General features: G+C 68.0%; 25 protein-coding genes and 4 tRNA genes. 18 read left to right on the top strand and 11 right to left on the bottom strand.

The annotated features are described in order from the left end of the window. Window positions 1–29: 29 nt before the first annotated feature. Together ACWAT3_RS02235 and ACWAT3_RS02230 are read right to left on the bottom strand one after the other, a co-directional pair. Window positions 30–1,226, bottom strand: coding sequence for a ribonuclease D (locus ACWAT3_RS02235; protein ID WP_460795533.1), 1,197 nt, complete (start codon window positions 1,224–1,226; stop codon window positions 30–32). Then, a complete protein-coding gene (locus ACWAT3_RS02230) occupies window positions 1,219–1,800 on the bottom strand; it encodes a DUF3000 domain-containing protein (protein ID WP_460795532.1) in 582 nt (193 codons plus the stop codon). The genes ACWAT3_RS02235 and ACWAT3_RS02230 overlap by 8 nt, the downstream gene beginning before the upstream one ends. A gap of 25 nt (window positions 1,801–1,825) precedes the next feature. Here ACWAT3_RS02230 and ACWAT3_RS02225 point away from each other — a divergent pair, with 25 nt between their 5' ends. After that, a complete protein-coding gene (locus ACWAT3_RS02225) occupies window positions 1,826–2,995 on the top strand; it encodes an alpha/beta hydrolase family protein (protein WP_460795530.1) in 1,170 nt (389 codons plus the stop codon). On the opposite strand, the gene ACWAT3_RS02220 is transcribed toward ACWAT3_RS02225, so the two are convergent. Next, a complete protein-coding gene (locus tag ACWAT3_RS02220; RefSeq protein WP_460795528.1) occupies window positions 2,979–3,410 on the bottom strand; it encodes a SufE family protein in 432 nt (143 codons plus the stop codon). The genes ACWAT3_RS02225 and ACWAT3_RS02220 overlap by 17 nt on opposite strands. A 19-nt stretch (window positions 3,411–3,429) precedes the next feature. After that, window positions 3,430–4,323 carry a sulfurtransferase gene (locus ACWAT3_RS02215; RefSeq protein WP_460795526.1) on the bottom strand — a complete coding sequence of 298 codons (894 nt, stop codon included), beginning with the start codon at window positions 4,321–4,323 and terminating at the stop codon, window positions 3,430–3,432. A gap of 129 nt (window positions 4,324–4,452) precedes the next feature. On the opposite strand from ACWAT3_RS02215, the gene zapE reads away from it, so the two are divergent. The 3 genes from zapE (at window position 4,453) to ACWAT3_RS02200 (ending at window position 7,423) form a co-directional block, all read left to right on the top strand. Beyond that, entirely contained in the window at window positions 4,453–5,490 is a 1,038-nt protein-coding gene (gene zapE / locus ACWAT3_RS02210; RefSeq protein ID WP_460795525.1) for a cell division protein ZapE, read from the top strand. Between the two features lie 134 nt (window positions 5,491–5,624). Beyond that, window positions 5,625–6,863, top strand: a complete 1,239-nt coding sequence (locus ACWAT3_RS02205; RefSeq protein WP_460795523.1) for an ammonium transporter — start codon at window positions 5,625–5,627, stop codon at window positions 6,861–6,863. A gap of 167 nt (window positions 6,864–7,030) precedes the next feature. Next, window positions 7,031–7,423 (top strand): type II toxin-antitoxin system PemK/MazF family toxin, encoded by a 393-nt coding sequence (locus ACWAT3_RS02200; RefSeq protein WP_460795521.1) that lies wholly within the window; start codon window positions 7,031–7,033, stop codon window positions 7,421–7,423. Window positions 7,424–7,853: 430 nt separating this feature from the next. Here ACWAT3_RS02200 and ACWAT3_RS02195 read toward each other — a convergent pair whose 3' ends face one another. The 3 genes from ACWAT3_RS02195 to ACWAT3_RS02185 all read right to left on the bottom strand — a co-directional run bounded on the left by ACWAT3_RS02195 (window position 7,854) and on the right by ACWAT3_RS02185 (window position 9,411). Next, window positions 7,854–8,423, bottom strand: coding sequence for a cytochrome P450 (locus tag ACWAT3_RS02195; protein ID WP_460795519.1), 570 nt, complete (start codon window positions 8,421–8,423; stop codon window positions 7,854–7,856). Next, window positions 8,344–8,853 (bottom strand): hypothetical protein, encoded by a 510-nt coding sequence (locus tag ACWAT3_RS02190; protein WP_460795517.1) that lies wholly within the window; start codon window positions 8,851–8,853, stop codon window positions 8,344–8,346. The genes ACWAT3_RS02195 and ACWAT3_RS02190 overlap by 80 nt, the downstream gene beginning before the upstream one ends. A 72-nt stretch (window positions 8,854–8,925) precedes the next feature. After that, on the bottom strand, window positions 8,926–9,411 hold the full coding sequence (locus ACWAT3_RS02185; protein ID WP_460795516.1) for a DUF1269 domain-containing protein: 486 nt from the start codon (window positions 9,409–9,411) through the stop codon (window positions 8,926–8,928). Window positions 9,412–9,545: 134 nt separating this feature from the next. Here ACWAT3_RS02185 and ACWAT3_RS02180 point away from each other — a divergent pair, with 134 nt between their 5' ends. Continuing rightward, window positions 9,546–10,367 (top strand): Rossmann-fold NAD(P)-binding domain-containing protein, encoded by an 822-nt coding sequence (locus ACWAT3_RS02180; RefSeq protein ID WP_460795514.1) that lies wholly within the window; start codon window positions 9,546–9,548, stop codon window positions 10,365–10,367. Between the two features lie 6 nt (window positions 10,368–10,373). On the opposite strand, the gene ACWAT3_RS02175 is transcribed toward ACWAT3_RS02180, so the two are convergent. After that, a tRNA-Val gene (locus ACWAT3_RS02175) sits at window positions 10,374–10,449 on the bottom strand. Between the two features lie 149 nt (window positions 10,450–10,598). On the opposite strand from ACWAT3_RS02175, the gene ACWAT3_RS02170 reads away from it, so the two are divergent. The 5 genes from ACWAT3_RS02170 to ACWAT3_RS02150 all read left to right on the top strand — a co-directional run bounded on the left by ACWAT3_RS02170 (window position 10,599) and on the right by ACWAT3_RS02150 (window position 11,454). After that, window positions 10,599–10,671 (top strand) — tRNA-Gly (locus tag ACWAT3_RS02170). A 54-nt stretch (window positions 10,672–10,725) separates the two neighbouring features. Then, window positions 10,726–10,796, top strand: a tRNA-Cys gene (locus ACWAT3_RS02165). Window positions 10,797–10,823: 27 nt separating this feature from the next. Next, window positions 10,824–10,895, top strand: a tRNA-Val gene (locus ACWAT3_RS02160). A gap of 164 nt (window positions 10,896–11,059) precedes the next feature. Beyond that, window positions 11,060–11,188, top strand: coding sequence for a hypothetical protein (locus tag ACWAT3_RS02155; RefSeq protein ID WP_460795512.1), 129 nt, complete (start codon window positions 11,060–11,062; stop codon window positions 11,186–11,188). Next, window positions 11,185–11,454 (top strand): hypothetical protein, encoded by a 270-nt coding sequence (locus ACWAT3_RS02150; RefSeq protein WP_460795511.1) that lies wholly within the window; start codon window positions 11,185–11,187, stop codon window positions 11,452–11,454. The genes ACWAT3_RS02155 and ACWAT3_RS02150 overlap by 4 nt, the downstream gene beginning before the upstream one ends. A 52-nt stretch (window positions 11,455–11,506) precedes the next feature. Here the strand turns inward: ACWAT3_RS02150 and ACWAT3_RS02145 are convergent, their stop codons facing one another. After that, complete coding sequence (locus ACWAT3_RS02145; RefSeq protein WP_460795509.1) at window positions 11,507–12,295, bottom strand: AAC(3) family N-acetyltransferase; 789 nt, start codon at window positions 12,293–12,295, stop codon at window positions 11,507–11,509. Between the two features lie 64 nt (window positions 12,296–12,359). On the opposite strand from ACWAT3_RS02145, the gene thrS reads away from it, so the two are divergent. Both thrS and ACWAT3_RS02135 read left to right on the top strand, forming a co-directional pair. Further along, the gene (gene thrS / locus ACWAT3_RS02140; RefSeq protein ID WP_460795508.1) at window positions 12,360–14,372 is read left to right on the top strand and encodes a threonine--tRNA ligase; all 2,013 of its coding nucleotides are present in this window, start codon (window positions 12,360–12,362) and stop codon (window positions 14,370–14,372) included. Further along, complete coding sequence (locus tag ACWAT3_RS02135; protein ID WP_460795506.1) at window positions 14,369–14,935, top strand: HIT family protein; 567 nt, start codon at window positions 14,369–14,371, stop codon at window positions 14,933–14,935. The genes thrS and ACWAT3_RS02135 overlap by 4 nt, the downstream gene beginning before the upstream one ends. Before the next feature lie 3 nt (window positions 14,936–14,938). Here the strand turns inward: ACWAT3_RS02135 and pdxY are convergent, their stop codons facing one another. Together pdxY and ACWAT3_RS02125 are read right to left on the bottom strand one after the other, a co-directional pair. Beyond that, a complete protein-coding gene (gene pdxY, locus ACWAT3_RS02130; RefSeq protein ID WP_460795504.1) occupies window positions 14,939–15,790 on the bottom strand; it encodes a pyridoxal kinase PdxY in 852 nt (283 codons plus the stop codon). Between the two features lie 19 nt (window positions 15,791–15,809). Further along, window positions 15,810–17,126 carry an aminotransferase class I/II-fold pyridoxal phosphate-dependent enzyme gene (locus ACWAT3_RS02125; protein WP_460795502.1) on the bottom strand — a complete coding sequence of 439 codons (1,317 nt, stop codon included), beginning with the start codon at window positions 17,124–17,126 and terminating at the stop codon, window positions 15,810–15,812. Between the two features lie 86 nt (window positions 17,127–17,212). On the opposite strand from ACWAT3_RS02125, the gene pdxS reads away from it, so the two are divergent. From pdxS to ruvC, 6 genes are all read left to right on the top strand, one after another. Next, a complete protein-coding gene (gene pdxS, locus ACWAT3_RS02120) occupies window positions 17,213–18,106 on the top strand; it encodes a pyridoxal 5'-phosphate synthase lyase subunit PdxS (protein WP_460795500.1) in 894 nt (297 codons plus the stop codon). Next, window positions 18,096–18,692, top strand: a complete 597-nt coding sequence (gene pdxT / locus ACWAT3_RS02115; RefSeq protein ID WP_460795498.1) for a pyridoxal 5'-phosphate synthase glutaminase subunit PdxT — start codon at window positions 18,096–18,098, stop codon at window positions 18,690–18,692. Before pdxS ends, pdxT begins: the two co-directional genes overlap by 11 nt. Window positions 18,693–18,702: 10 nt before the next feature. Next, window positions 18,703–19,578 carry a DUF402 domain-containing protein gene (locus tag ACWAT3_RS02110; protein WP_460795496.1) on the top strand — a complete coding sequence of 292 codons (876 nt, stop codon included), beginning with the start codon at window positions 18,703–18,705 and terminating at the stop codon, window positions 19,576–19,578. A 61-nt stretch (window positions 19,579–19,639) separates the two neighbouring features. Then, window positions 19,640–20,401 carry a YebC/PmpR family DNA-binding transcriptional regulator gene (locus tag ACWAT3_RS02105; RefSeq protein WP_460795494.1) on the top strand — a complete coding sequence of 254 codons (762 nt, stop codon included), beginning with the start codon at window positions 19,640–19,642 and terminating at the stop codon, window positions 20,399–20,401. Window positions 20,402–20,407: 6 nt separating this feature from the next. Further along, window positions 20,408–20,995 carry a GrpB family protein gene (locus ACWAT3_RS02100; protein ID WP_460795492.1) on the top strand — a complete coding sequence of 196 codons (588 nt, stop codon included), beginning with the start codon at window positions 20,408–20,410 and terminating at the stop codon, window positions 20,993–20,995. Between the two features lie 49 nt (window positions 20,996–21,044). After that, window positions 21,045–21,611 carry a crossover junction endodeoxyribonuclease RuvC gene (gene ruvC / locus ACWAT3_RS02095; protein WP_460795490.1) on the top strand — a complete coding sequence of 189 codons (567 nt, stop codon included), beginning with the start codon at window positions 21,045–21,047 and terminating at the stop codon, window positions 21,609–21,611. Window positions 21,612–21,617: the final 6 nt, after the last annotated feature.

Raw genomic sequence — 21,617 nt, 5'->3', positions numbered from 1 at the left:
TGGACGGGAGGGAATCGGTTGGACCGACTCTACGAACCGGCTTCCTCGGCCACTCCGGGCGATTGCGCGGCTTCTACAAAGGCATCCGCGATCCTCTGTGCAGTCTCCGCAATCTGCCAGGGCCGCGCGCCGAGCTCTTCGAGCGCGGTGCCGATGGTCTCCGCGGTCGCCGGCACCGGCGGCTCCCACGCGACACGACGCAGGTGATCCGGTGTCAGGAGGTTCTCCGTCGGCATGGTCATCTCCACCGCGCGGGCTTCGATGACGGGGCGCGCCGCTTTCAAGCGCGCATCGGCCTCCGGGTTGCGGTCGCTCCAGGCCCGCGGCGGAGGCAGCGTGTCGCTGGGGACGCGCTCCTTCGGCAGGTCGGCGGTCGTTCGCCCCGCTTCGATCGCGCTCCACCAGCGATCCAGCTGGGTGCGACTTGCGCGCCCGGTGAAATCGGACAGCGAGGCGAGGGCGTGCTTGTTGGACGGCATGGTCAGGACAGCGGCGATGAGCGAACGGTCCGGGACGAGCCGGCCGGGGGAGACATCCTGCTCCTGGGCGTACTGCTCGCGCGCTTCCCAGAGCGCTCGGGCGATGGCGAGGTTGCGCGCTCCGCGCACGCGGTGCAGGCCGCTCAGACGGCGCCAGGGCTCGGTCCGCGGCGGCTTCGGCACGCGCGTGAGCGTCGCCGCGAACTCTTCGGCGGCGATCTCGACCTTGTCCTGAGCGACGATCTCGGCCGCGAGCACGTCGCGGACGTCGACGAGATGCAGCACGTCGAGGGCCGCATAGTCGAGCCACGCGTCCGGGAGCGGCCTGGTCGACCAGTCCGCGGCAGAATGCTCCTTCTTCAGCGTGATGCCCAGCGTGTCTTCGACGACGGCGGCGAGGCCGACGTGCTCGTGTCCGAGGAGTCGGGACACGAGTTCCGTGTCGAACAGGGACGCCGGCTCGAGCGCCAGTTCGCGCAGCGACGGCAGATCCTGGCTGGCCGCGTGCAGCACCCACTCCTCGTCGCCGATGGCCTCCTGGAGGGCACGAAAATCGCCGATCGCCGGAGGATCGAACAGGAACACTCCGGCATCCCGCCGGTAGACCTGCACCAGATACGCGCGCTGCGAATAGCGGAATCCCGAGGCCCGCTCCACATCGACCGCCGCGGGCCCTGAGCCTGCGGCCAGCTGCGCGCACGCGCGCTCGAACTCATCCCGATCATCGATCACGGAATACTCAGTCACGGGCCGCCTTTCGCGCACCGAACACGGCGATGTCCTCAGAACCGGGCGGAAGCCCGGCGAGCATCCCCACCAGCTCTGCCCATGCTTCCACATGCGGGCGCAGACTGCCCTCCGGCGTCCACGACGCGCGCAGTTCTATCTGGGCTCCGTCGCCCTCGGACGCCAGGCCGCCGAAGCCTTTGGACAGCGTCTTGGTCGAGGTCCCGGATGCCGAGTGGTACACGGCATCCCGAGACTCGAGCGCATCCACGAGCCAGGACCAGGTCACGTCGGCAAGCAGAGGGTCCGTGCCGATCTCGGGTTCCAGGGGAGCCTGGGCGAACGCGACGATGCGCCATTGGCCGGACCACGCATCCGGAGCATCCGGATCGTGCAGCAGGACGAACCGAGCGGTTCCGTAGATCGAGTCGCCGTGATCGTCCGGGCGGACGTCGGCCGCGAACGCGATCGAGAACGGGGCGAGGCCCTGCGGAGAGGGGATCTCGCGCACGGTGATGTCCGAGCGGAATCGCGTCTCACGCAGTTCGGCTGCGGCATGCTCGAAGCGCGCCCCGGCATCGGAATGTGCGTCCACGCTGACAGGCTAGAGTCAGGAGGCGATGAAGAGTATCAGGCACGCCGTCACGGCCCTCGTCCTCACCCTGCTCGCTCTGGTCACGGCGGGCGGCCTGCTCGTGCTCGCCGTCGCCCGACGTGTCGTCACGCCCGAGAAGCGCGGGATGGACACCGAGATCCTCGCGGTCGACACCGGCGCGCAGACCATCGAACTGAGCCGCACGCTCGACACCGAGCTCCCGGGCCGCTATGGGCTCTTCACGACCGGCACGTACGGCTACGTGAAGCTCGGTGCGGTGCTGAGCGCGGATGCTGCGAGCGTGCGTCGCAAGCTGCTCACGCAGATCGACCCCGGCGCGCGCATTGATCGGGTGGCGGCGTTCAGCGGCTGGTATTACAGCTCGCCCCGCGAACTGCATCTGCGGTGGGAGAACGTGCTGGTCGGGTCGCCGAGCGGACCGTGCCCCGCCTGGCTGTTCCCGGCGGCTCCGGATGCCCCGGCATCCGACGTCTGGGTCATCCAGATCCACGGGCGGGGCGGCAACAGGGCCGAGTGCCTGCGTGCGGTCCCGATCTTCCACTCGTTGGGCATGGCGAACCTCGTCGTGTCCTATCGCAACGACGGCGAGGCGCCCCGCACGCAGGGCGGCGCGTATGCGCTGGGGGCATCCGAGTGGCGCGACGTCGACGGCGCGATCGAGTACGCGCTGCGACACGGAGCGCGACGGATCCTCCTGATGGGATGGTCCATGGGTGGGGCGATCGCGCTGCAGACCGTGGTCTCCTCCGAGCACCGTGCGGCGGTCATCGGCCTCGTGCTCGAGTCGCCCGTGATCGACTGGCGCTCGGTGCTGCGGTTCCAGGCACGCGAGCAGGGTGTTCGCGATCCTCTGCCCGAGTTGGCGATGACCGTGCTGTCCTCACCGGTGACGGCGCGGTGGGGCGGTGCGGACGAGGCGATCTCCTTCGACCGGCTCGACATGCTCGCGAGAGCAGAGGAGCTCGACATCCCCATCCTCATCCTGCACAGCGACGACGACGGCTTCGTTCCCGCTGATGCGTCGCACGCTCTCGCCCAAGCGCGGCCGGACATCGTGACGATGCCGCATTTCGCCGGAGCCAGGCACACCAAGCTCTGGAACTACGATCAGACCGGCTGGACGGGCGCGATCACGGAATGGGTCGCAACGCAGAGCTTCAGCGCTTCTGCCTGACCTGGTTCTTCGCGCGCAGCAGCATCCCGGTCATCCCGGAGATCCGCAGGGGAGAGACGACGCGGGTCAGCCCGATCGATTGAGGGTAGTCGTCCGGGATCGCCAGGACCTCATCGGCCGTCAGGCCCGTGATCCCCTGCGTCAGGATGCTGGCGAAGCCACGTGTGGTCGGCGCCTCCGGCGGCGCGGTGGCGTGCATCGTGACCACATCGTCGTGCACCTCGACATGGATGTAGACGGGGGATTGGCACTCGGCGACGCGTTCCGTCATCTCGGGGTGTGCGGCGACCTCGGCGGACACCGGCGGCAGTTCGTTCGAGAACTCCAGCAGCAGCTGCAGCCGCTCGGATTCGTCGAGCGCCAGGAAGTCGTCGCGGAATTCGGCGAGAGTGGCGGGAACGTGCGTAGTGCTCATCCCCGACATTCTCCCACGGTCAGATCGATCCAGGCTCGGCACCGGTCGCGATCGGCACGCGGACGGCACTGCCCCACTCGGTCCATGAACCGTCGTAGTTGCGCACGTTGTCGAAACCGAGCAGGTGCTTGAGGACGAACCAGGTGTGGCTGGAACGCTCGCCGATGCGGCAGTACGCGACGACCTCGTCGCCGTCCTGCAGTCCAGCGTCGCCGCGGTAGATGGCGTCGAGCTCTGCCCGGGTGCGGAAGCCGCCGTCCTCGGCAACAGCCCTGGCCCATGGCACGCTCTGCGCCGTCGGGATGTGGCCGGCGCGCAACGCGCCCTCCTCCGGATAGGCGGGCGCGCTCGTGCGCTCTCCGCTGTACTCCTCGGGGGAGCGCACGTCGATGAGCGGCTTGCCGATGTGGGCGAGCACGTCGTCCTTGTACGCGCGCAGGATCGTGTCGTCGCGCTCGACCACCGGGTACTCGGTCGGCGCCGCAGCACTCGCTTCCGTTGTCAGTTCGCGTCCCTCGGCGATCCACCGGTCGCGTCCGCCGTCCAGCAAGCGCACGTCCTCGTGGCCGAACAGGGAGAAGACCCACAGGGCGTACGCCGCCCACCAGTTGTTCTTGTCGCCGTAGATGACGACCGTGTCCGAGCGGGAGATGCCCTTGCGACTGAGCAGTGTCGCGAAGCCTTCCCCGTCGACGTAATCGCGGACCACCGGATCGTTGAGCTCGGTGTGCCAGTCGACCTTCACCGCGCCGGGGATGTGCCCGGTCTCGTACAGGAGCACGTCCTCGTCGGACTCCACGACGACGAGACCAGGGGAGCCGAGGTGCGCGGCGAGCCACTCTGTCGTGACGAGGCGTCCCGGTTCCGCGTACTCGGCGAACTTCTCAGATGTGGTGTCGAACTCGATGGTCACAGCGCGCTCCTCGATGGTGTGCGAGCGAAGGCTCAGGCGTCGACGGCGTAGTGTTGTGCCGTCCCCTTCGACGATAGATCCATTCGGTGCGCCCGGCGCCCGATCCGTAAGACTCCGACACAGGACCTCATGACCGAATCGACGCCCCGCGCCGGCACCGTGCGCCTCTCCGACCGGCAGCCCGTGGTCACGGGTCCCGAGATGCTCGCCGGGCTCGTTCCGCCGCCGCAGTTCGACGACGCGACGTTCGAGAGCTACCGCGCCGATCCGGAGTATCCGTCGCAGGAGCAGGCCAAGGACCTGCTGCAGCGATTCGCGGGGCGCACGGCAGCAGTGAAGCGCGGTGGGTTCTTCCGACGGGCGCCGAAGGAACCGGACCTCAAGCCGGGCTTCTACCTCGACGGCGGCTTCGGCGTCGGCAAGACCCACCTGCTCGCGTCGATCTATCACGCCATGCCGGCGAGACGGAAGTACTTCGGCTCGTTCATCGAGTACACCGCACTCGTCGGAGCGCTCGGATACAAGAACACCGTCGATCTGCTCCGCGGCGCCGATCTGCTTTGCATCGACGAGTTCGAGCTGGATGATCCGGGCGACACCATGGTGATGACCCGCCTGCTGGGCGAGCTGGTCATCTCGGGCACGCGCCTCGCCGCTACCTCGAACACGCCGCCGAACGCACTGGGCGAGGGGCGGTTCGCCGCGCAGGACTTCCTGCGCGAGATCCACCAGATGTCGGACAGCTTCCAGACGCTGCGCATCGACGGCGTCGACTTCCGTCAGCGCGCAATCGACGGGCACGCGATCGTGCTGGACGATGCGGCCTACGGCGTGCGGGTGGATGCTGCGACGGCGGCGGGCGCGGCATCCGACGACGAGTTCGACGAACTGATCCGGCACTTGGCGCGCGTGCACCCGTCGCGCTACATCCGCCTGATCGACGGCGTCGACCTGATCGGCCTGCGCGGCGTCCGCGAACTGACGGACCAGTCCGAGGCGCTGCGGTTCGTCGCCTTCGTCGATCGCGTCTACGACGCGCAGATCCCGATCGCGGCGACGGGGCGGGCTCTGGATGCCGTCTTCTCCGAGGAGATGCTGGCCGGCGGCTACCGCAAGAAGTATCTGAGGGCCATCTCCCGACTCAACGCGCTCACGCATTCTGTGTGAGCGCGCAGGTCTGCGTAACGCGATGTTCACGGACAAAGCCCTGGTGTAACCGCGGCGAAACAAATCACACGCATTTCCGAAATCGGGCCTCGCCACACTGAAGCTCTCAATTACTTCGGATGTGAGGTTTTCCTATGGATGCTCCCGGCAACATCTCGTGGGGTATTACCGCGACGGCGCTGGTCCTGCTGATGACGCCAGGCGTCGCGTTCTTCTACGGCGGTCTCGTGAAGGCCAAGAGCGTCGTCAGCATGATGATGATGAGCTTCGGCTCGATCGGACTCGTCGCCGTGCTGTGGATTCTCTTCGGCTTCTCGATGAGCGCCGTCGATTCTCCGACGGCGTTCGCCGGCAACCCCTTCGCCGATTTCGGTCTGGGCGGCCTGGCTTCCGGTGAGGGCTCGAACGTCGCGCTCATCGGCGTCGCCTACGGCGCCACGTTCGCGATCATCACCATCGCGCTGATCTCGGGTGCGATCGCGGACCGCGCCAAGTTCGGCAGCTGGCTGATCTTCGCCGGCATCTTCGCCACGGTCGGCTACTTCCCGATCGCCGCCTGGGTATGGGGCGGCGGCTGGATCATGAACCTCGGCGCCACCATGTTCGGTGAGGACAGCGGTATCGCCGTGATCGACTACGCCGGTGGCACCGCGGTGCACATCAACGCCGGCGCGGCTGCCCTGGCGCTCGCGCTCGTGCTCGGCAAGCGCATCGGCTTCCAGAAGGGCATCCTCAAGCCGCACAACGTGCCGCTCACCCTGCTGGGTGCGGCCCTGCTCTGGTTCGGCTGGTTCGGCTTCAACGCCGGTGCCGAGTGGCTCGCGGAGGACATGGGCGGCGTCGGCCTGATCGGTCTGAACACGCTGGGCGCCACCGCTGCGGCCATCCTCGGCTGGATCCTCATCGAGCGCATCAAGGACGGCAAGGCGACTTCGGTCGGCGCCGCCTCCGGTGCGGTCGCAGGTCTCGTCGCCATCACCCCGGCCTGCGCCGCGCTGACGCCCGGATGGTCGCTCCTGCTCGGCGCTCTCGCCGGAATCCTCTGCGCGCTGGCCGTCGAGCTGAAGTTCCGCCTCGGCTTCGACGACTCGCTCGACGTCGTCGGCATCCACCTCGTCGGTGGCCTGTTCGGCACCCTGTACCTCGGCTTCTTCGCCACCGGAACCGGACTCTTCGTCGGAGGCGACTTCCGCCAGCTGGCCGTCCAGGCGATCGCCGCGATCGGTGTGCTGATCTACTCGTTCGTCGTCGCGTTCATCATCGGCTTCGCGATTGAGAAGACGATCGGCTTCCGCATCACCAACGAGGACGAGATCGCCGGTGTCGACTCGGTCGTCCACGGCGAAGAGGGCTACGCACTCGTCGACGCCTGATCGGTCGATAGGGTGACGGGGTGAGTTCGTCTCGAAGCCTTTTCACCCGGATCGCCGCAACGGTGATCGATGTTCTGACCAGCCGTACGTCCCGGACTCCTGCGAAGGGGCCGGGACGTACGGCTGTTCCTGTTCCGGGGCAGGCGAAGGGGCGACAGACCACGCGCGTGGATCCGAGCAGTATCCGGCGGCTGACGCTCGCGTATTCCCCTGCGCTGGACGGTGCTCCGGATGCCGGGGAGATCATCTGGACCTGGGTGCCGTACGACGAGAACGACGGGCGCGGCAAGGATCGCCCTGTACTCGTGCTCGGCCCTCAGTCGACGGATCGCGTCTACGCGGTCCGTATGACGAGCAAGCCGCACGACGGGCGCCGCGACTACCTCTCGATTGGATCGGGATCATGGGATCGCGAAGGCCGAGAGTCGTGGGTCGACATCGAGGAACTGTACAGCGTGCACCATCAGGGGATGCGTCGCGAGGCGGCCATCCTGGACAGGGAACGCTATCGACGCGTGACGTCGGCGCTCGCGCACAGGTACGGGTGGCTGGCGAGCTGATCCGTGCGACCCGGTGCGACGCGAGGCGACGTGCTGAGCAACCCCTATGCGGCGCGAGCCGCCACCGCATTGCTGCGTTGGCGGAACGCCGAGACGAAGGGAGCGTTCGGTATAGGCATGTGGCCGCTCCTCATCGACGACACGACGGGGTGCCTTGTCCGGATCACCGAGCGGCCGGTTCGCGGACCGGCGACACTCTTGCCTGCGGCTCTGTCCACCGCATTGCTGCGTTGGCGGAACGCCGAGACGCTGCATCGTCTCGCCTACCTCGCCGAAGGCGGGGCAGGAGGCAGCGCTGCGGGACTCGAACACCGCGAACGAAGCGCTTCGGGGGTTGATCGGCCGATCGCCTCTGCGGCCGTTCACCTCACCACCCACTCGGCGGCAGATGCAAGCATCGACCAGCGGCGGAGCGCCGCAGGCCGTCGCATCAACGATGCGCTGGGCAGCGTGTTGCGCCGCGCGTCGCGCGGACAAGCGCTCCCGACGCGGGCATCGTCGGCAGGCGTCGACGGTTCACGTCGAGTCGCGCGCCCAGAATGGTCACCCGCGAGTCGCTCAAGGCCGAAACTGCCGTGGCGAGTCCGGCGATCGCGAGTTTTTCCCCCGGGCAGCGGTGCCCGATGGGGACGGACCCGCCTCCGTGTGGGATGAACTCCTCGATCGCCTCGTAGTCGTCCTGCCCGATGAATCGCTCTGGCGCGAACCGCTGCGCGTCGGCCCACGATGCCGCGTCGAGATTCGTCCCCAGGATGTCCAGCACGACGCGACCGCCCTCGGAGACCCGCTGACCGTCGAGTTCGACATCGGCCACCGCGCGCCCCGGAAGCATCGGTACGAACGGCGCTGTGCGGCGGATCTCCTGCGCGAATGCGGTCGCGATGGGTCCGCCGGTGAGCGCACCGCGCGCGGCGCTCTCCTCAGCGATACGGGCCCGCCACTGCGGATGAGTGTGCAGACGAAGGCCGGCGAAGGCGGTGAAGCGGGCGACGGCGACCATCGGACGGATGCTGTTCTGCAGTTCGACACTCGTAGGCGGAGCGTCGACCGCCTCCGATCCAGGCCGTCAGTTCCCTCTGCCATTCCTGTTCGAGAAGAGGTGCGAGCCTGGCGGCCTGGGCGTCCTCGTACGCGGCTGCGACGAAAGCGGACTTGCGATGGTGCTGCTGGTCGCCGTCGAGGCCGTGCACGGATCCATGACCGAAGAGAGTCTCCTGGACGATGCGAGGCATCGCTCCCTGCCGAGCGATGGCTGTCTCGTCGTAGAACAGGCGAACACCCTCGGCGCCGCGCACGAGCAGCGCATCATCGCCGAGGAGCCGCATGGGCGCCGCGCGGGAACCGGGGGAGACGCGCTCCCAGATCCGTTCCGCGAAGTCGTAACCGCGCAGGAGGAGGAAGAGCGAATCATCGTGGAGCAGGTTCCTCATGCCGCCACAGTGACACGGCGCCTCGCCCCTGCGAAGGGGGAGGCGCCGTGGCAGCACGTGTGCGAAATGCGCTCAGTCCTCGAAAGCGCGACGCACCTCGTCCTCCTCGCCGGACACGAGGTTGCTGGCGATGAGCGTGCCGTTCAGGCCGTGGAAGCGCTCGGCGAGGCGGTCGCGGTCGCTGTCGTGATTCACGACGAACAGCGCCGACGTCCCGGGGATGACTGCCTTGCCGATGGTGTCGAGCTGGTCCTTGGTGATGCCGACGGCATCCATCTTCTTCGCCAGCACGCCGATGGCGGCTCCCGCCGCGGCCCCGATCAGGGGCAGGAAGAACAGGGCGCCGATCAGGACGCCGAGGAGCGCGCCCCAGCCGGCGCTGCGCGCTTCGTCGCGATTCTCGTACTTGACCTTCGGACGGTCGGCACCGGGCTCCCACTCGATGACCGCGTAGTCCTCGATCTTGATGAGGCCCTCGCTGGCAGCCTCGCGCAGAACAGCAGTGGCGTTCTCGGCTCCCTCAACGGTCTCGAACTTCCAAGCGGTGAATGTCGTCATTGTGATCCCTTCGTCGGGGTGGTGGTCGCGCAACCATTATGTCTATGGCGCGGTCGCTTCGCCGGGAGGATCGAAAGCGCGTCGCGCCCGCGCAGGGTGACCCACAATGGGAAAGCAAGCGAAACGGAGTCCTGATGGTCGAGACCGCGTCGGAACGTCCTCTCGGACGCACCTTGCTGGTCGGTTACGGCAAGCTCGGGCGTCGGGTCGCGTCACTGCTCAGTGCGGATGCCGAGCTGCTGTACGCCCTGCGCCGAACAGCAGTCGACCTGCCGCCCGGTGTCGAGGGCATCACCGCGGATGTGTCGTATGCGATCGAGCGGCTTCCGTCCATCGATTCGATGCTCGTCACGTTGCCGCCTGGCGATTCCCGCAGCAGTTACCGGACCGCGCTCTCGAACATCGCCGCCGCGCTGCCGAGCAGTCCCGCTCGCACAGTCTTCGTCTCCTCCACGGCCGTCTTCGAAGGCGCCGGTCCCCATCGTGTTCTGACCGAGGACGATGAACCGATCGCGGTGTCCGACCGCTCGCACCGGCTGATCGAGGGCGAACGCGCGGCGGTCGATTTCTTTGGCGCGACCATCCTGCGCCCTGCCGGGATCTACGGCCCCGGGCGCGAGTTCATGCTGCGCCGAGTCCGCGCGCAGACTCCTGCGGATCACTCTCGATGGACGAATCGCATCCACCAGGATGACCTGGTGTCGGCGCTTGCGGTTCTTCTGCGCGCACAGGAGGCGCCCTCGCTGCTGCACGCCGTCGACGGACACCCTGCACAACTGGGGGAGGTGCTGGAGTACGTCGCGACGATGCTGGGTCTGCCCGTCCCGCACGACGAGGGAACGGGACTCGCGAGCGGCCACATCCTCGACGGGACGCGCCTGCGCGGCTGGATCGGAGAACTGCAGCATCCGTCGTATCGCTCGGGATACGCCGAGATGAATCGGCCTGCTGAATGATTGCGGTGGTGGGCGATGCCGGACTCGAACCGACGACCTCTTCCGTGTGAAGGAAGCGCGCTACCAACTGCGCCAATCGCCCATGACCTGTGTGGTCGAGAACCGATACTACCGGACGCCGCAGGGGCATCTTGACCATTTGATCGGACACACCCGAGATCCCGTGTCGGTTTGGCGTCGCGCAGAACGTCGGCTATTGTTTTACAAGTGCCCGGTCAGCCGGAACACAACGCGGATGTAGCGCAGTTGGTAGCGCACAACCTTGCCAAGGTTGGGGTCGCGAGTTCGAGTCTCGTCATCCGCTCGAGTGCAGGGACTCCTTCGGGAGTTTCGGCATGTGGGTTCGAATCCACCTCCTGGTGGCGTGGCCGAGAGGCTAGGCACCGGCCTGCAAAGCCGTTTACACGGGTTCGAATCCCGTCGCCACCTCTCTGCACAACTGAATAGCCCGAACGGGCGCGATTGGCGCAGCGGTAGCGCGCTTCCCTGACACGGAAGAGGTCACTGGTTCGATCCCAGTATCGCGCACAGATAAAACCCCCGGATCTCCGGGGGTTTTTGCGTTTCCGGGAAGAGCGGGTCGTCCAGCGCCGCCGACGTGCGACCGGCGGGAAACTCGTCCCCCTTTCGGCCTACAGACAGCCGCGCACATCTCCGCAAGGCTGGGTGAGTACACCCACGAACGGAGCGACATGGTCAGCGAAGGCCTGATGATCGGATACGTCCTGCTCGGCTGCGGAGTCGTCGGCGCGGTGCTGGCGACGGTGCAGGCGGTGCGCAGCACGCGACGCGGAGCACGCGACCACGCCGTATCACGATGACGATCGACACCGACGCGGTAGAGCCGCAGACTTCGGATGCCGTGCGGGCCGAGCGGCCGGCATTGATCGGCGGGGGACTGCTCTCGCTCATGCTCGCGGTCGTCGGATCCGTGACCTCGTGGTCGGCCGTCGGATCGGCCAGCGCAGACGGCGTCCGCTATCTCACCGTCAACATCGGCCTGGGGGTGCTGGGCGCGGTGCTGCTGCTGACAGCCTGGCGACGACGACGTCGCGAGTCGGACCCCATCGCCGACGCGCAGGTCTGAGCGCACGCGACGGACCAGCGGCGGGCCGGAACGCATCGCACACGAAGACCGATCAGCCTCGGTTCTCAGCCATCCAATCGGCGGCGTGAGCGACGGCATCCGACATCGGAAGCAGCCGAGCATCCGCCGCACCGACCATTCCCGAGCTGACCGCACCCGTGCGGTCGAAAGCGGCGCCGATCGCCTCGAAGTCGTCGTCATCGAGCGCGACGTCGGCCCACGTCTGCCACGTTCGCACCCCTCGTGCATCACGCGTCGCGGCGCTGACGCGCTCCATCGGCGGCGCGTCCTGTCGGTACTCGGCGAGGTGGAACGCCGTGCAGCTGCCGTATCCGACGCCGAGCAGCAGGACGACCGCATCAGCACGCTCCAACGCGCCCAAGGGCGAGTCCGGCCCCAGGGAGCACTCGAGCGGATGCCGGGTTACGAGACTCCCCGACTGAGCGCCGACCGCGGCGAACGAGGTCTGTGGATGGACGCTGCGCTCCGCCGCCGGCCACGTGCGCACCTGCTCGGCGATGGCTCCCATGCCGCGACTCGGCGTGATCGCGGGGTCGAACGCGGGCATCTCGTCGCGGATGATCGGCCACCAGGACGCCGGAACAGGTGGGTGCGCCCAACCATCGGGGTCGGAGTTGTCGTTCGTCTGGGTCGGTACGACGATCGTGCCCTCGGTACCCAGCACGTCGAGCAGGGCTTCGACGACAGTCTGGCTGCCGCCGCACACCCAGCCGAGGGAGCGCAACGAGCTGTGCACGAGCAGGGTCTGTCCGGCCCGCAGGCCGAGTCTGTCGAAGTCCGCCGCGAGCGAGGTGCGCGTCTGCGGGGCATCCGTATCCATGGCGGCAGTCAACCGCGACGCGCAACGAGGGTCAATACGGCGAGTAATCTTGAACACGACCCAGATGGAGTGTTCTGTGCCTGAAAACGCCCAGCCGCAAGACGGCTTCGCCCTGTTCACCGACCGATCCGTCGTCGCCATGCGCGTCAACGGCACGCTCAAGGATCTCGCAGCGACCGTGACCGATGCCGACGAGGTCGAACCGGTGACGATCGACAGCCCCGATGGCCTGAACATCCTGCGCCACTCCACCGCGCACGTGCTCGCGCAGGCCGTCCAGCGCCTGCGCCCCGAGGCGAACCTCGGCATCGGCCCGTTCATCACCGATGGCTTCTACTACGACTTCGGCACCGAGACGCCGTTCACGCCCGAAGACCTGAAAGCCGTCTCCAAGGAGATGCAGCGGATCGTCCGCGAGGGCCAGCGCTTCACTCGCCGCGTCGTGTCGGCAGATGAGGCGCGGGCCGAGCTGTCGAACGAGCCGTTCAAGCTCGAGCTGATCGATCTCGCCGGAGGGCCCGGATCCGGTGCGGATGCCGCTGAGGGCGCCTCCGTGGAGGTCGGAGCCGGCGAGCTCACGATTTACGACAACGTCACGCGTGACGGCGAGACCGCCTGGAAGGATCTCTGCCGGGGTCCGCACGTGCCGAGCACCCGAATGGTCGGCAACGGCTGGGATCTGACCCGCGTCGCCGCCGCCTACTGGCGCGGCAGTGAGAAGAACCCGCAGCTGCAGCGCATCTACGGCACCGCATGGCCGTCTAAGGACGAGCTGCGGGCCTACCAGGAGCGTCTGGCCGAAGCCGAGCGCCGCGATCACCGCAAGCTCGGCGCGGAGATGGACCTGTTCTCGTTCCCGGACGAGATCGGATCGGGGCTGGCGGTGTTCCACCCCAAAGGCGGAATCATCCGATACGAGATCGAGGAGAACCTCCGTCGCCACCTGCTGCGCAACGGGTACGACGTGGTCAACAGCCCGCACATCACGAAGAAGGATCTGTTCCAGACTTCGGGGCACCTGCAGACGTATGCCGACGGGATGTTCCCGCCGATGCACCTCGACGAGCTGCGCGATGAGGACGGCAACGTCACCCGTCAGGGCCAGGACTACTACCTGAAGCCGATGAACTGCCCGTTCCACAACCTCATCTACCGTTCGCGCGGGCGCTCGTACCGCGAGCTGCCACTGCGGTTGGCCGAGTTCGGCACCGTGTACCGCTACGAGAAGAGCGGCACGCTCTCCGGCCTCACCCGCGTGCGCGGACTGACTCAGGACGACGCGCACATCTACGTCGCCCAGGAGCAGGTGAAGGAAGAGCTCACCACCAACCTCAACCTCGTCCTCGAGCTGCTGCGCGACTACGGGCTGAACGACTTCTACCTCGAGCTGTCGACGAACGAGGAGGGCAACCCGAAGTTCCTCGGTGCCCCCGAGCAGTGGACCGAAGCCATCGACACGCTGCGCGAAGTGGCCGAAGCATCCGGTCTGGAACTCGTCGCAGACCCCGGAGGGGCCGCGTTCTACGGCCCCAAGATCTCGGTGCAGGCGCGCGACGCGATCGGGCGCACCTGGCAGATGTCGACCATTCAGCTGGACTTCAACCAGCCGGAGCGCTTCGAGCTGGAGTACACCGGATCCGACGGGCAGAAGCATCGTCCGGTGATGATCCACCGCGCGCTGCTCGGCTCGGTCGAGCGGTTCTTCGCGATCCTGCTCGAGCACTACGCCGGCGATTTCCCGCTCTGGCTCGCGCCGGCGCAGGTCGTCGCGGTCCCCGTCGCCGAGCAGTACGCCGGCTATCTCGAGGAGGTCGTCGGCCAGCTGCGCTCGGTCGGCGTCCGGGCCGAGGTCGATCATTCGGATGATCGGATGCAGAAGAAGATCCGCAATCACACCACGGCCAAGGTGCCGCTCATCCTCATCGCGGGGGAGCAGGACAGCGCGGCGGGCACCGTCTCGTTCCGCTTCCGTGACGGCACCCAGGAGAACGGCGTGCCCATCGCGGATGCGGTCGCCCGGATCCGCACGGCGATCGAGGGGCACACACTCGTGCTGAAGGCAGGGGATCTGGCGTGACCGGCCAGGACCCGGCATCCGGTGCGGCGGTGTTCCCCGAGGACGCCGCACACCTCGCCGGCGTCCCCGACGAGTTCCAGCGGCTGTGGACTCCGCATCGGATGGCCTACATCCAGGCCGGTCCGGAGCCGCTGCGCGAGGAATGCCCGTTCTGCGAGGCCCCGAAGCACGCGGACGAGGAGCGCCTCATCGTCGCCAGAGGTCGAACGTCCTACGTGCTGCTGAACCTGTTCCCGTACAACTCTGGTCATCTGCTCGTCTGCCCGTACCGGCACATCGCCACGTACGATCAGGCGACGCCGGAGGAGGTCGCCGAGATCGGGGCGCTCACGCAGATCGGCATGCGCGTTCTGCGCGAGGTGTCGAACTGCCACGGGTTCAACCTGGGGATGAACCAGGGAGCCGTCGCCGGGGCCGGCATCGACGCGCACCTGCACCAGCACATCGTTCCTCGGTGGAACTCCGACGCGAACTTCTTCCCGATCATCGCGAAGACGAAGGCTCTGCCGCAGCTGCTCGGCGAGGTGCGGCACGCCGTCGCCGCCGCGTGGCCGGAGGGCTGACCGTCAGCGGACCTGTTCTGCGGTGAACTGCATGCGGGGGTTCGCGTAGTACTCCTGCGACTCGATGAGCTGCAGCTCGCGATCGCCCGAATCCAAGGTCGCCTGAAGCAGGTCGAAGACACTCGACACGGTCCGCTCGAGCGCGAGCTTCGCGTCCTTCGTGGCGACGTAGTGCGCAGTGAACAGCGCTGCCGTGACATCGCCAGAGCCGTTCGCCTTCATCGGCAGGTGCGGCGTGGCGACCAGCCAGGCGCCCTGGTCGTCCACCGCGAGCATCTCGATCGTGCCCTCGGCGCGATCGGGGCGCTCGACGCTCGTCACCAGCACGATCGACGGTCCCATAGCACGCGCCGCGTCGACCGACGCGAGCGTGGACTCGAGCGTCGACGGCTCGGTCCCGGTGAGGAAGCCGAGCTCGAACTGGTTGGGCGTGATGATGTCCGCGACGGGGACGACCTTCTCGCGCAGCAGCTCGGGGATCGCCGGCGCGACGAAGCATCCGCTCTTGGCATTGCCCATCACCGGGTCGCACGCGTACAACGCGGCCGGGTTGGCTGTCTTCACGCGAGCGACGGCGTCGATGATGACCTCTCCGATGCCCTCGCCGCCCTGGTATCCGCTCAGCACGGCGTCGACGTGGGCGAAGGCGCCCCGCTCCTCGATGCCGGTGATGACGTCGCGGACGTCGGACGGATCGATGAGCGGCCCGCGCCAGGAGCCGTACCCGGTGTGGTTGGAGAAGTTCACCGTGTACACCGGCAGCACATCGACGCCGATGCGCTGCAGGGGGAACACGGCCGCGGAGTTGCCGACGTGGCCGTAGGCGACGGCGGACTGGATCGACAGGATCTTCATGGGTGCGCTTCTTTCGGGATCAACGGGTGGCGGAGACGAGGTCGGCGAGCAGAGCATCGCCCTCCTCGGCGGTGAGATCGTGGACGGTGAGTCGCAGATGATGCGACGGGGCGGCCTTGTCGGACAGCCGGAACGCGTCCCCGGTGCGGACGAGCCAGCCGCGGCGCATCATGCGCTCGGACACGACGGATGCCTGTTCGGGCAGCTCGACCCAGAGGTTCATGCCGTCGCCCTGGGTGGCGTGCAGACCGTGCTCGCGGAGTCGATCGGCGAACTCGCCGTTGCGCGTCGTGTAATGGCGGCCGGCCTCGGCGATCTGCTTCTGCACTGCGGCATCCGTGACGAGACCGAGCACGAGCCGCTGCAGCAGATGGCTGACCCAGGTCGTCCCAGGGCTGAGGCGCTCTGCCAGGCGGGCCGACGTCTCCGGGTCTGTGGCGGCGACCGCGAGGCACATGTCCGGACCCAGGAACTTCGACACGCTGCGGATCAGAGCGAAGCGCTGGTGATCGGCGCTGATGAGCGACTCGTACGGGTGCGGCGAGAGCATCGAGAAGTGGTCGTCCTCGATGAGCAGGACGTACGGGTGATCGGCCAGCACAGCGCGAAGAGCCGCCGCGCGCGCAGGACTCAGGCGAGCGCCCGTCGGGTTCTGAGCTCTCGGGGTGCAGATCACGGCGCGCACTCCGGCGTCGAGCGCGGCTCGCAGACCGTCGACCGTCATGCCCTCGTCGTCCACCGGCACGGGGACCGCCCGGTACCCGCCGAGACGGACGGTGTGGATGCTGGCGAGGAAGCACGGGTCCTCCAGCGCCACCGCGTCATCGCGCGTCAGAGCCTGAGCGAGCAGTCGCTCGACGGCATCCACGGCCCCGCTGGTGATGGTGATGCGGAACTCGGCGCCCGGGAGAGCCGCGCCCATCCATTCGCGTGCCCAGGCATCCAGCCCTGGGTCGATCACGGGCTCGCCGTACAGCACGGGACGTCCGCCGAACGATGCGAGCACGGGGGAGGGATCGGGGATGAGAGCCGGATCGGGGTTGCCGGTGCCGACGTCCCTGAGCACCGTGTCAGCCGCGTAGCCGTCCTGCGCGGCGGGTGCGCGCCCGGTGATCACCGTCCCGGCGCGCCCTCTGGTCTGAACGAGACCGGCCTGGGAGAGCTGGCGGTACGCGGCGACCGCGGTGTTGCGGTTGATGCCGAGGCGCTCGGCGAGCTCGCGGACGGGAGGCAGCACGTCGCCGCCGCGAAGCACGCCGCGATCGCGCATCCCTCGCACGCTGGCGGCGATCTCGGCGGCCGTCGCGCCGGTGATCTGTTCGTTCGTGTCACCCATCGACACATGAGTCTAGTTCGTCCTGCGACAGTGCTATCTTTTGGCATAGATCAAACGGATCATTGACCTCATCGAAGGGAAACCCGATGTCCCAGCCAGTCGCCAGCGGAACCGGGCGCGTCAAGCGCGGCCTCGCAGAGATGCTGAAGGGCGGCGTCATCATGGACGTCGTCACGGCGGAGCAGGCCAAGATCGCCGAGGACGCCGGCGCGGTGGCCGTCATGGCCCTCGAGCGCGTGCCGGCGGACATCCGCGCTCAGGGCGGCGTCTCGCGCATGAGCGACCCCGACATGATCGACAGCATCATCGACGCCGTCTCGATCCCCGTGATGGCGAAAGCGCGGATCGGACACTTCGTCGAGGCGCAGGTGCTGCAGGAGCTCGGTGTCGACTACATCGACGAATCCGAGGTCCTGTCGCCCGCCGACTACGTCAACCACATCGACAAGTACGGCTTCACGGTGCCGTTCGTCTGCGGCGCGACCCACCTCGGTGAGGCGCTCCGCCGCATCACCGAGGGGGCGGCGATGATCCGCTCCAAGGGCGAAGCGGGCACGGGCGACGTGTCCGAGGCCATGAAGCACATCCGCAGGATCCGCGGTGAGATCGCGGGCCTCACGGCTCTGCCCAAGGACGAGCTGTTCGTCGCCGCGAAAGAGCTGCAGGCGCCGTACGAGCTGGTCGCCGAGATCGCTGAGACCGGCAAGCTCCCGGTCGTCCTGTTCGTCGCCGGCGGCGTCGCCACCCCCGCGGACGCCGCGATGATGATGCAGCTCGGAGCAGACGGGGTGTTCGTCGGCTCCGGCATCTTCAAGTCCGGCAACCCGGCCGAGCGCGCCAAGGCGATCGTGAAGGCGACGACCTTCTTCGACGACCCGAAGGTCATCGCCGAGGTCTCCCGTGGACTCGGCGAGGCGATGGTCGGCATCAACGTGTCCGACTTGCCGGCGCCGCACCGCCTGGCCGAGCGTGGCTGGTAGCCGCCGCGTCGGCGTCCTCGCCCTCCAGGGCGACGTGCGCGAGCACGTGCAAGTCCTGGAGAGCCTGGGCGCTCTGGTGACGCCGGTGCGCCGGCCGGAAGAGCTCGCCGCCGTCGACGGAATCGTCCTCCCCGGCGGCGAGTCGACCGTGATCGACAAGCTCGCGCGCGCCTTCGGGCTCGCGGACCCGCTGCGTGCGCGCATCGCCGACGGGATGCCGGTCTACGGCACGTGCGCCGGGTTGATCCTGCTCGCGGACGCCGTGCTGGACGGCACGGAGGATCAGCAGACGTTCGGCGGGCTTGACATCGTCGTGCGCCGGAACGCCTTCGGGCGGCAGAGCGAGTCCTTCGAGACCTCCCTCGACATCGACGGATTCGACGCGCCGGTGGAGGCGACGTTCATCCGGGCACCCGTGATCGACAGTATCGGTGCGCACGCACGCGCGATCGGCGTGCTGCCGGACGGCGCAGTCGTGGCGGTCGAGCAGGGAGTTCTGCTCGGCACCTCGTTCCACCCCGAGATGACCGGCGAGGATCGGTTCCACCGGCGGTTCCTCGCGCACGTCCGCGCACGCCGCGCATAGTCTGGCCGGCATGCGTCTGCCGATCGGGTCCAGAGATGTCAGCACCAGCGGCGGCAACGCCGTTCTCATCGGCCGGCGCGGCGAGGGATGGCAGCCGATCTCGACCAGCGGATCGTCGCTGGAGGACGCGGTCGCGCTGCTCGAGACGGCTGGCATCCGGGACGCCCACATCGATCCGGCGTTCGCCGACGCAGTAGTCGCCGGAGAAGATGCACCCGTGTTCACGGCCGGCGATCCGATCCTCTGGCGCTACGGCCGCTATGTCGAGACCGCACGCGTGATCCGCGATGACGAGCGCGGTCTCGTCGTGTGGATCGCCTCCGGCTCCGCTCGCCTCGAGTCCGTCCCGGCCGACGGGCGGAGCACGCGCGAGGTGCCGCTGGACGAGAGGTTCAGCGTGCCCTGGGTCACCAGGGAGTCCACCTGGCGCGGCCAGGGCATCGTGAGAGTGGCTCCCGCCGGGCGGCCGTGGTCGATCTGGTACTTCCGCAACCCGGACGGCACCCCCGCCGGCGCGTACGTGAACATCGAGCTTCCGCACCGACGGGTCGCGGGCGACCTGCCCGGCGTCTTCACCCGAGACCTCGTGCTCGATCTCGTGATCGATCTCGAGCATCCTGGTTCGGAGGACATCTGGTTGAAGGATGCCGATGAGCTCGAAGCCGCCGTGACGCAGGGGCGCTTCACCGCGGAGCAGGCCGATGCCGTGCGCGTGCTCGCCGAGCACGCCTGCCGCGACTTCACCACCGACGGATTCTGGCTGCACGATGAGGGCTGGGATCGATGGAAACCGGATGCCGCCATGGACGAGCCGCTGCAGCTGCCCGCGGACCCGGTGATCGACCTCATGCGACAGAGATCAGGGCGATCCAGCATCCACGGCTGATCGGCGCAGTGCCGAACGCGTAGACTGAGGCGCGCGAAACGCGAGAACGAGCGGGAGTCATATGTCCGGGCATTCCAAATGGGCCACCACGAAGCACAAGAAGGCTGCGATCGACGCCAAGCGCGCGAAGTCGTGGGCGAAGCTCATCAAGAACATCGAGGTCGCCGCGAAGCTGGGCGGTGCTGACCTTCAGGGCAACCCGACCCTGTTCGATGCGGTGCTGAAGGCGAAGAAGACCTCGGTTCCGAAGGACAACATCGATCGCGCCATCAAGCGCGGCGCCGGCATCGGCGGCGAAGCCGTCGAGTACACCTCGATCATGTACGAAGGCTACGGACCCAATGGTGTCGCCCTCATGATCGAGTGTCTGACGGACAACAAGAACCGCGCCGCCGCCGAGGTGCGCACCGCGCTGAGCCGTAACGGCGGCACGCTCGCCGACCCGGGCAGCGTCGCCTACAACTTCAGCCGCAAGGGCGTCATCGTGGTCAGCTCCGAAGGCGCCACCGAGGACGACGTGATGATGGCGGCGCTGGAGGCGGGTGCCGAGGAGATCGAGCCGCACGCCGAGGGCTTCGAGATCGTCACGGAGGCCACCGACCTCGTCTCGGTCCGCAGCGCGCTCGTCGATGCAGGCATCGAATACGAATCCGCCGACGTCGAGTTCGTCCCGAACCTCAAGGTCGAGATCGACGCGGACACGGCCCGCAAGATCTTCCGTCTGATCGACGCGCTCGAGGACAGCGAGGACGTCCAGAACGTGTTCAGCAACTTCGACCTGACGGCGGATGTTCAGGCCGAGCTCGCGAACGACGACGAGTAAGCACGCGTGACGGCGCCGCAGATCGTCGCCTACGATCCGTCGTGGCCCGCGCTCGCGGACGAGTGGATGGTGCGGGTGAGCGCCGCGGTCTCGTCTGCGGCCGGGCCGACCACGATCGAGCACATCGGCTCCACATCGGTGCCGGGGCTCGCAGCGAAGCCGTTCCTTGATCTGCAACTGCTCGTGACCGAGCTCCCGGCGCCGTCGGCGCTCGAGGCGGCGCTGCGCGGATCCGGTTTCGTCAGGGCCCTCGGCTCGCGGCCCGACTCTCCGGGGGTGCATGCCGACGTCCCGCGTCCCGGATGCTCGAGCGATCGGCACGAGAAGATCCTGTTCTACGCCGACCTCACTGATTCCTCCGCCGGTGTCGACGGGGTGATCCTGCACGTGCGGCGAGCGGATTCGCCCTTCGCCGATTTCGTCCGGTCGTTCCGGGACTGGCTGCGTTCGGATGTCGCGGCGCGCGGGGAGTACGAGACGATCAAGCGCGAACTCGCCGCCGACTACGCCGATGCGCCGGACTACGACGACTACACCCGCGCGAAGTCGGCGTTCATGGATCGCGCCCAATCGGCGATTGGCTGGGGCGCTTAGTAGGGCGCGCCGCCGCGGTCGGCGTCTGCGGCGCGCATAGCCTGGGGCAGTGACCTCCTCGACGATTCGCGTACTCGGGATCGACCCCGGCCTCACCCGCTGCGGTGTCGGTGTCGTCGACGTGTCCCGATCGCGCCGCGCGAGCCTCGTCCATGTCGGTGTCGTCCGCACTCCGCCCGACGCGCCGATCGGCGAACGCCTCGCGGCCGTGGCCGCCGGCATCCGCGAGGTCGTCGCGACCTACGGGCCGGACGCCGTGGCGGTCGAGCGGGTGTTCGCTCAGCACAACAGTCACACCGTGATGGGCACGGCTCAGGCGAGCGGCGTCGCCCTGCTCATCGCCGCCGAGGCGGGGCTTCCGGCGGCGACGCACACGCCGAGCGAGGTCAAGGCGGCGGTGACCGGGTACGGGTCAGCGGACAAGAGACAGGTCCAGTCGATGATCGCGCGCATCCTGCGGCTGGATGCGCCGCCGCAGCCCGCCGATGCCGCGGATGCTCTCGCCATCGCTCTCTGTCACGCCTGGCGCCGCGACGTCGGAGCCGGGGCGGGGCGGGGCGATCTCACGCCGGCTCAGCGCGCGTGGGCGGAGGCCGAGCGTGTCGCTCGAACATAACTACGA

The sequence above is a fragment of the Microbacterium sp. GXF0217 genome (assembly GCF_054798195.1).
Note: the sequence above shows the minus strand (reverse complement) of the source record. Positions and strands in the feature narration are given on the sequence as shown.

What these genes read in the sequence shown, in the direction of transcription:
- ACWAT3_RS02145 (WP_460795509.1), bottom strand. Translation starts at nt 12,295, where the DNA reads ATGGATACGGATGCCCCGCAGACGCGCACCTCGCTCGCGGCGGACTTC.
- pdxS (WP_460795500.1), top strand. Translation starts at nt 17,213, where the DNA reads ATGTCCCAGCCAGTCGCCAGCGGAACCGGGCGCGTCAAGCGCGGCCTC.
- ACWAT3_RS02185 (WP_460795516.1), bottom strand. Translation starts at nt 9,411, where the DNA reads ATGACGACATTCACCGCTTGGAAGTTCGAGACCGTTGAGGGAGCCGAG.
- zapE (WP_460795525.1), top strand. Translation starts at nt 4,453, where the DNA reads ATGACCGAATCGACGCCCCGCGCCGGCACCGTGCGCCTCTCCGACCGG.
- thrS (WP_460795508.1), top strand. Translation starts at nt 12,360, where the DNA reads ATGGAGTGTTCTGTGCCTGAAAACGCCCAGCCGCAAGACGGCTTCGCC.
- ACWAT3_RS02105 (WP_460795494.1), top strand. Translation starts at nt 19,640, where the DNA reads ATGTCCGGGCATTCCAAATGGGCCACCACGAAGCACAAGAAGGCTGCG.
- ACWAT3_RS02190 (WP_460795517.1), bottom strand. Translation starts at nt 8,853, where the DNA reads ATGAGGAACCTGCTCCACGATGATTCGCTCTTCCTCCTCCTGCGCGGT.
- ACWAT3_RS02195 (WP_460795519.1), bottom strand. Translation starts at nt 8,423, where the DNA reads ATGGTCGCCGTCGCCCGCTTCACCGCCTTCGCCGGCCTTCGTCTGCAC.
- ACWAT3_RS02125 (WP_460795502.1), bottom strand. Translation starts at nt 17,126, where the DNA reads ATGGGTGACACGAACGAACAGATCACCGGCGCGACGGCCGCCGAGATC.
- ACWAT3_RS02180 (WP_460795514.1), top strand. Translation starts at nt 9,546, where the DNA reads ATGGTCGAGACCGCGTCGGAACGTCCTCTCGGACGCACCTTGCTGGTC.
- ACWAT3_RS02150 (WP_460795511.1), top strand. Translation starts at nt 11,185, where the DNA reads ATGACGATCGACACCGACGCGGTAGAGCCGCAGACTTCGGATGCCGTG.
- ACWAT3_RS02205 (WP_460795523.1), top strand. Translation starts at nt 5,625, where the DNA reads ATGGATGCTCCCGGCAACATCTCGTGGGGTATTACCGCGACGGCGCTG.
- ACWAT3_RS02220 (WP_460795528.1), bottom strand. Translation starts at nt 3,410, where the DNA reads ATGAGCACTACGCACGTTCCCGCCACTCTCGCCGAATTCCGCGACGAC.
- ACWAT3_RS02225 (WP_460795530.1), top strand. Translation starts at nt 1,826, where the DNA reads ATGAAGAGTATCAGGCACGCCGTCACGGCCCTCGTCCTCACCCTGCTC.
- pdxY (WP_460795504.1), bottom strand. Translation starts at nt 15,790, where the DNA reads ATGAAGATCCTGTCGATCCAGTCCGCCGTCGCCTACGGCCACGTCGGC.
- ACWAT3_RS02110 (WP_460795496.1), top strand. Translation starts at nt 18,703, where the DNA reads ATGCGTCTGCCGATCGGGTCCAGAGATGTCAGCACCAGCGGCGGCAAC.
- ACWAT3_RS02155 (WP_460795512.1), top strand. Translation starts at nt 11,060, where the DNA reads ATGGTCAGCGAAGGCCTGATGATCGGATACGTCCTGCTCGGCTGCGGA.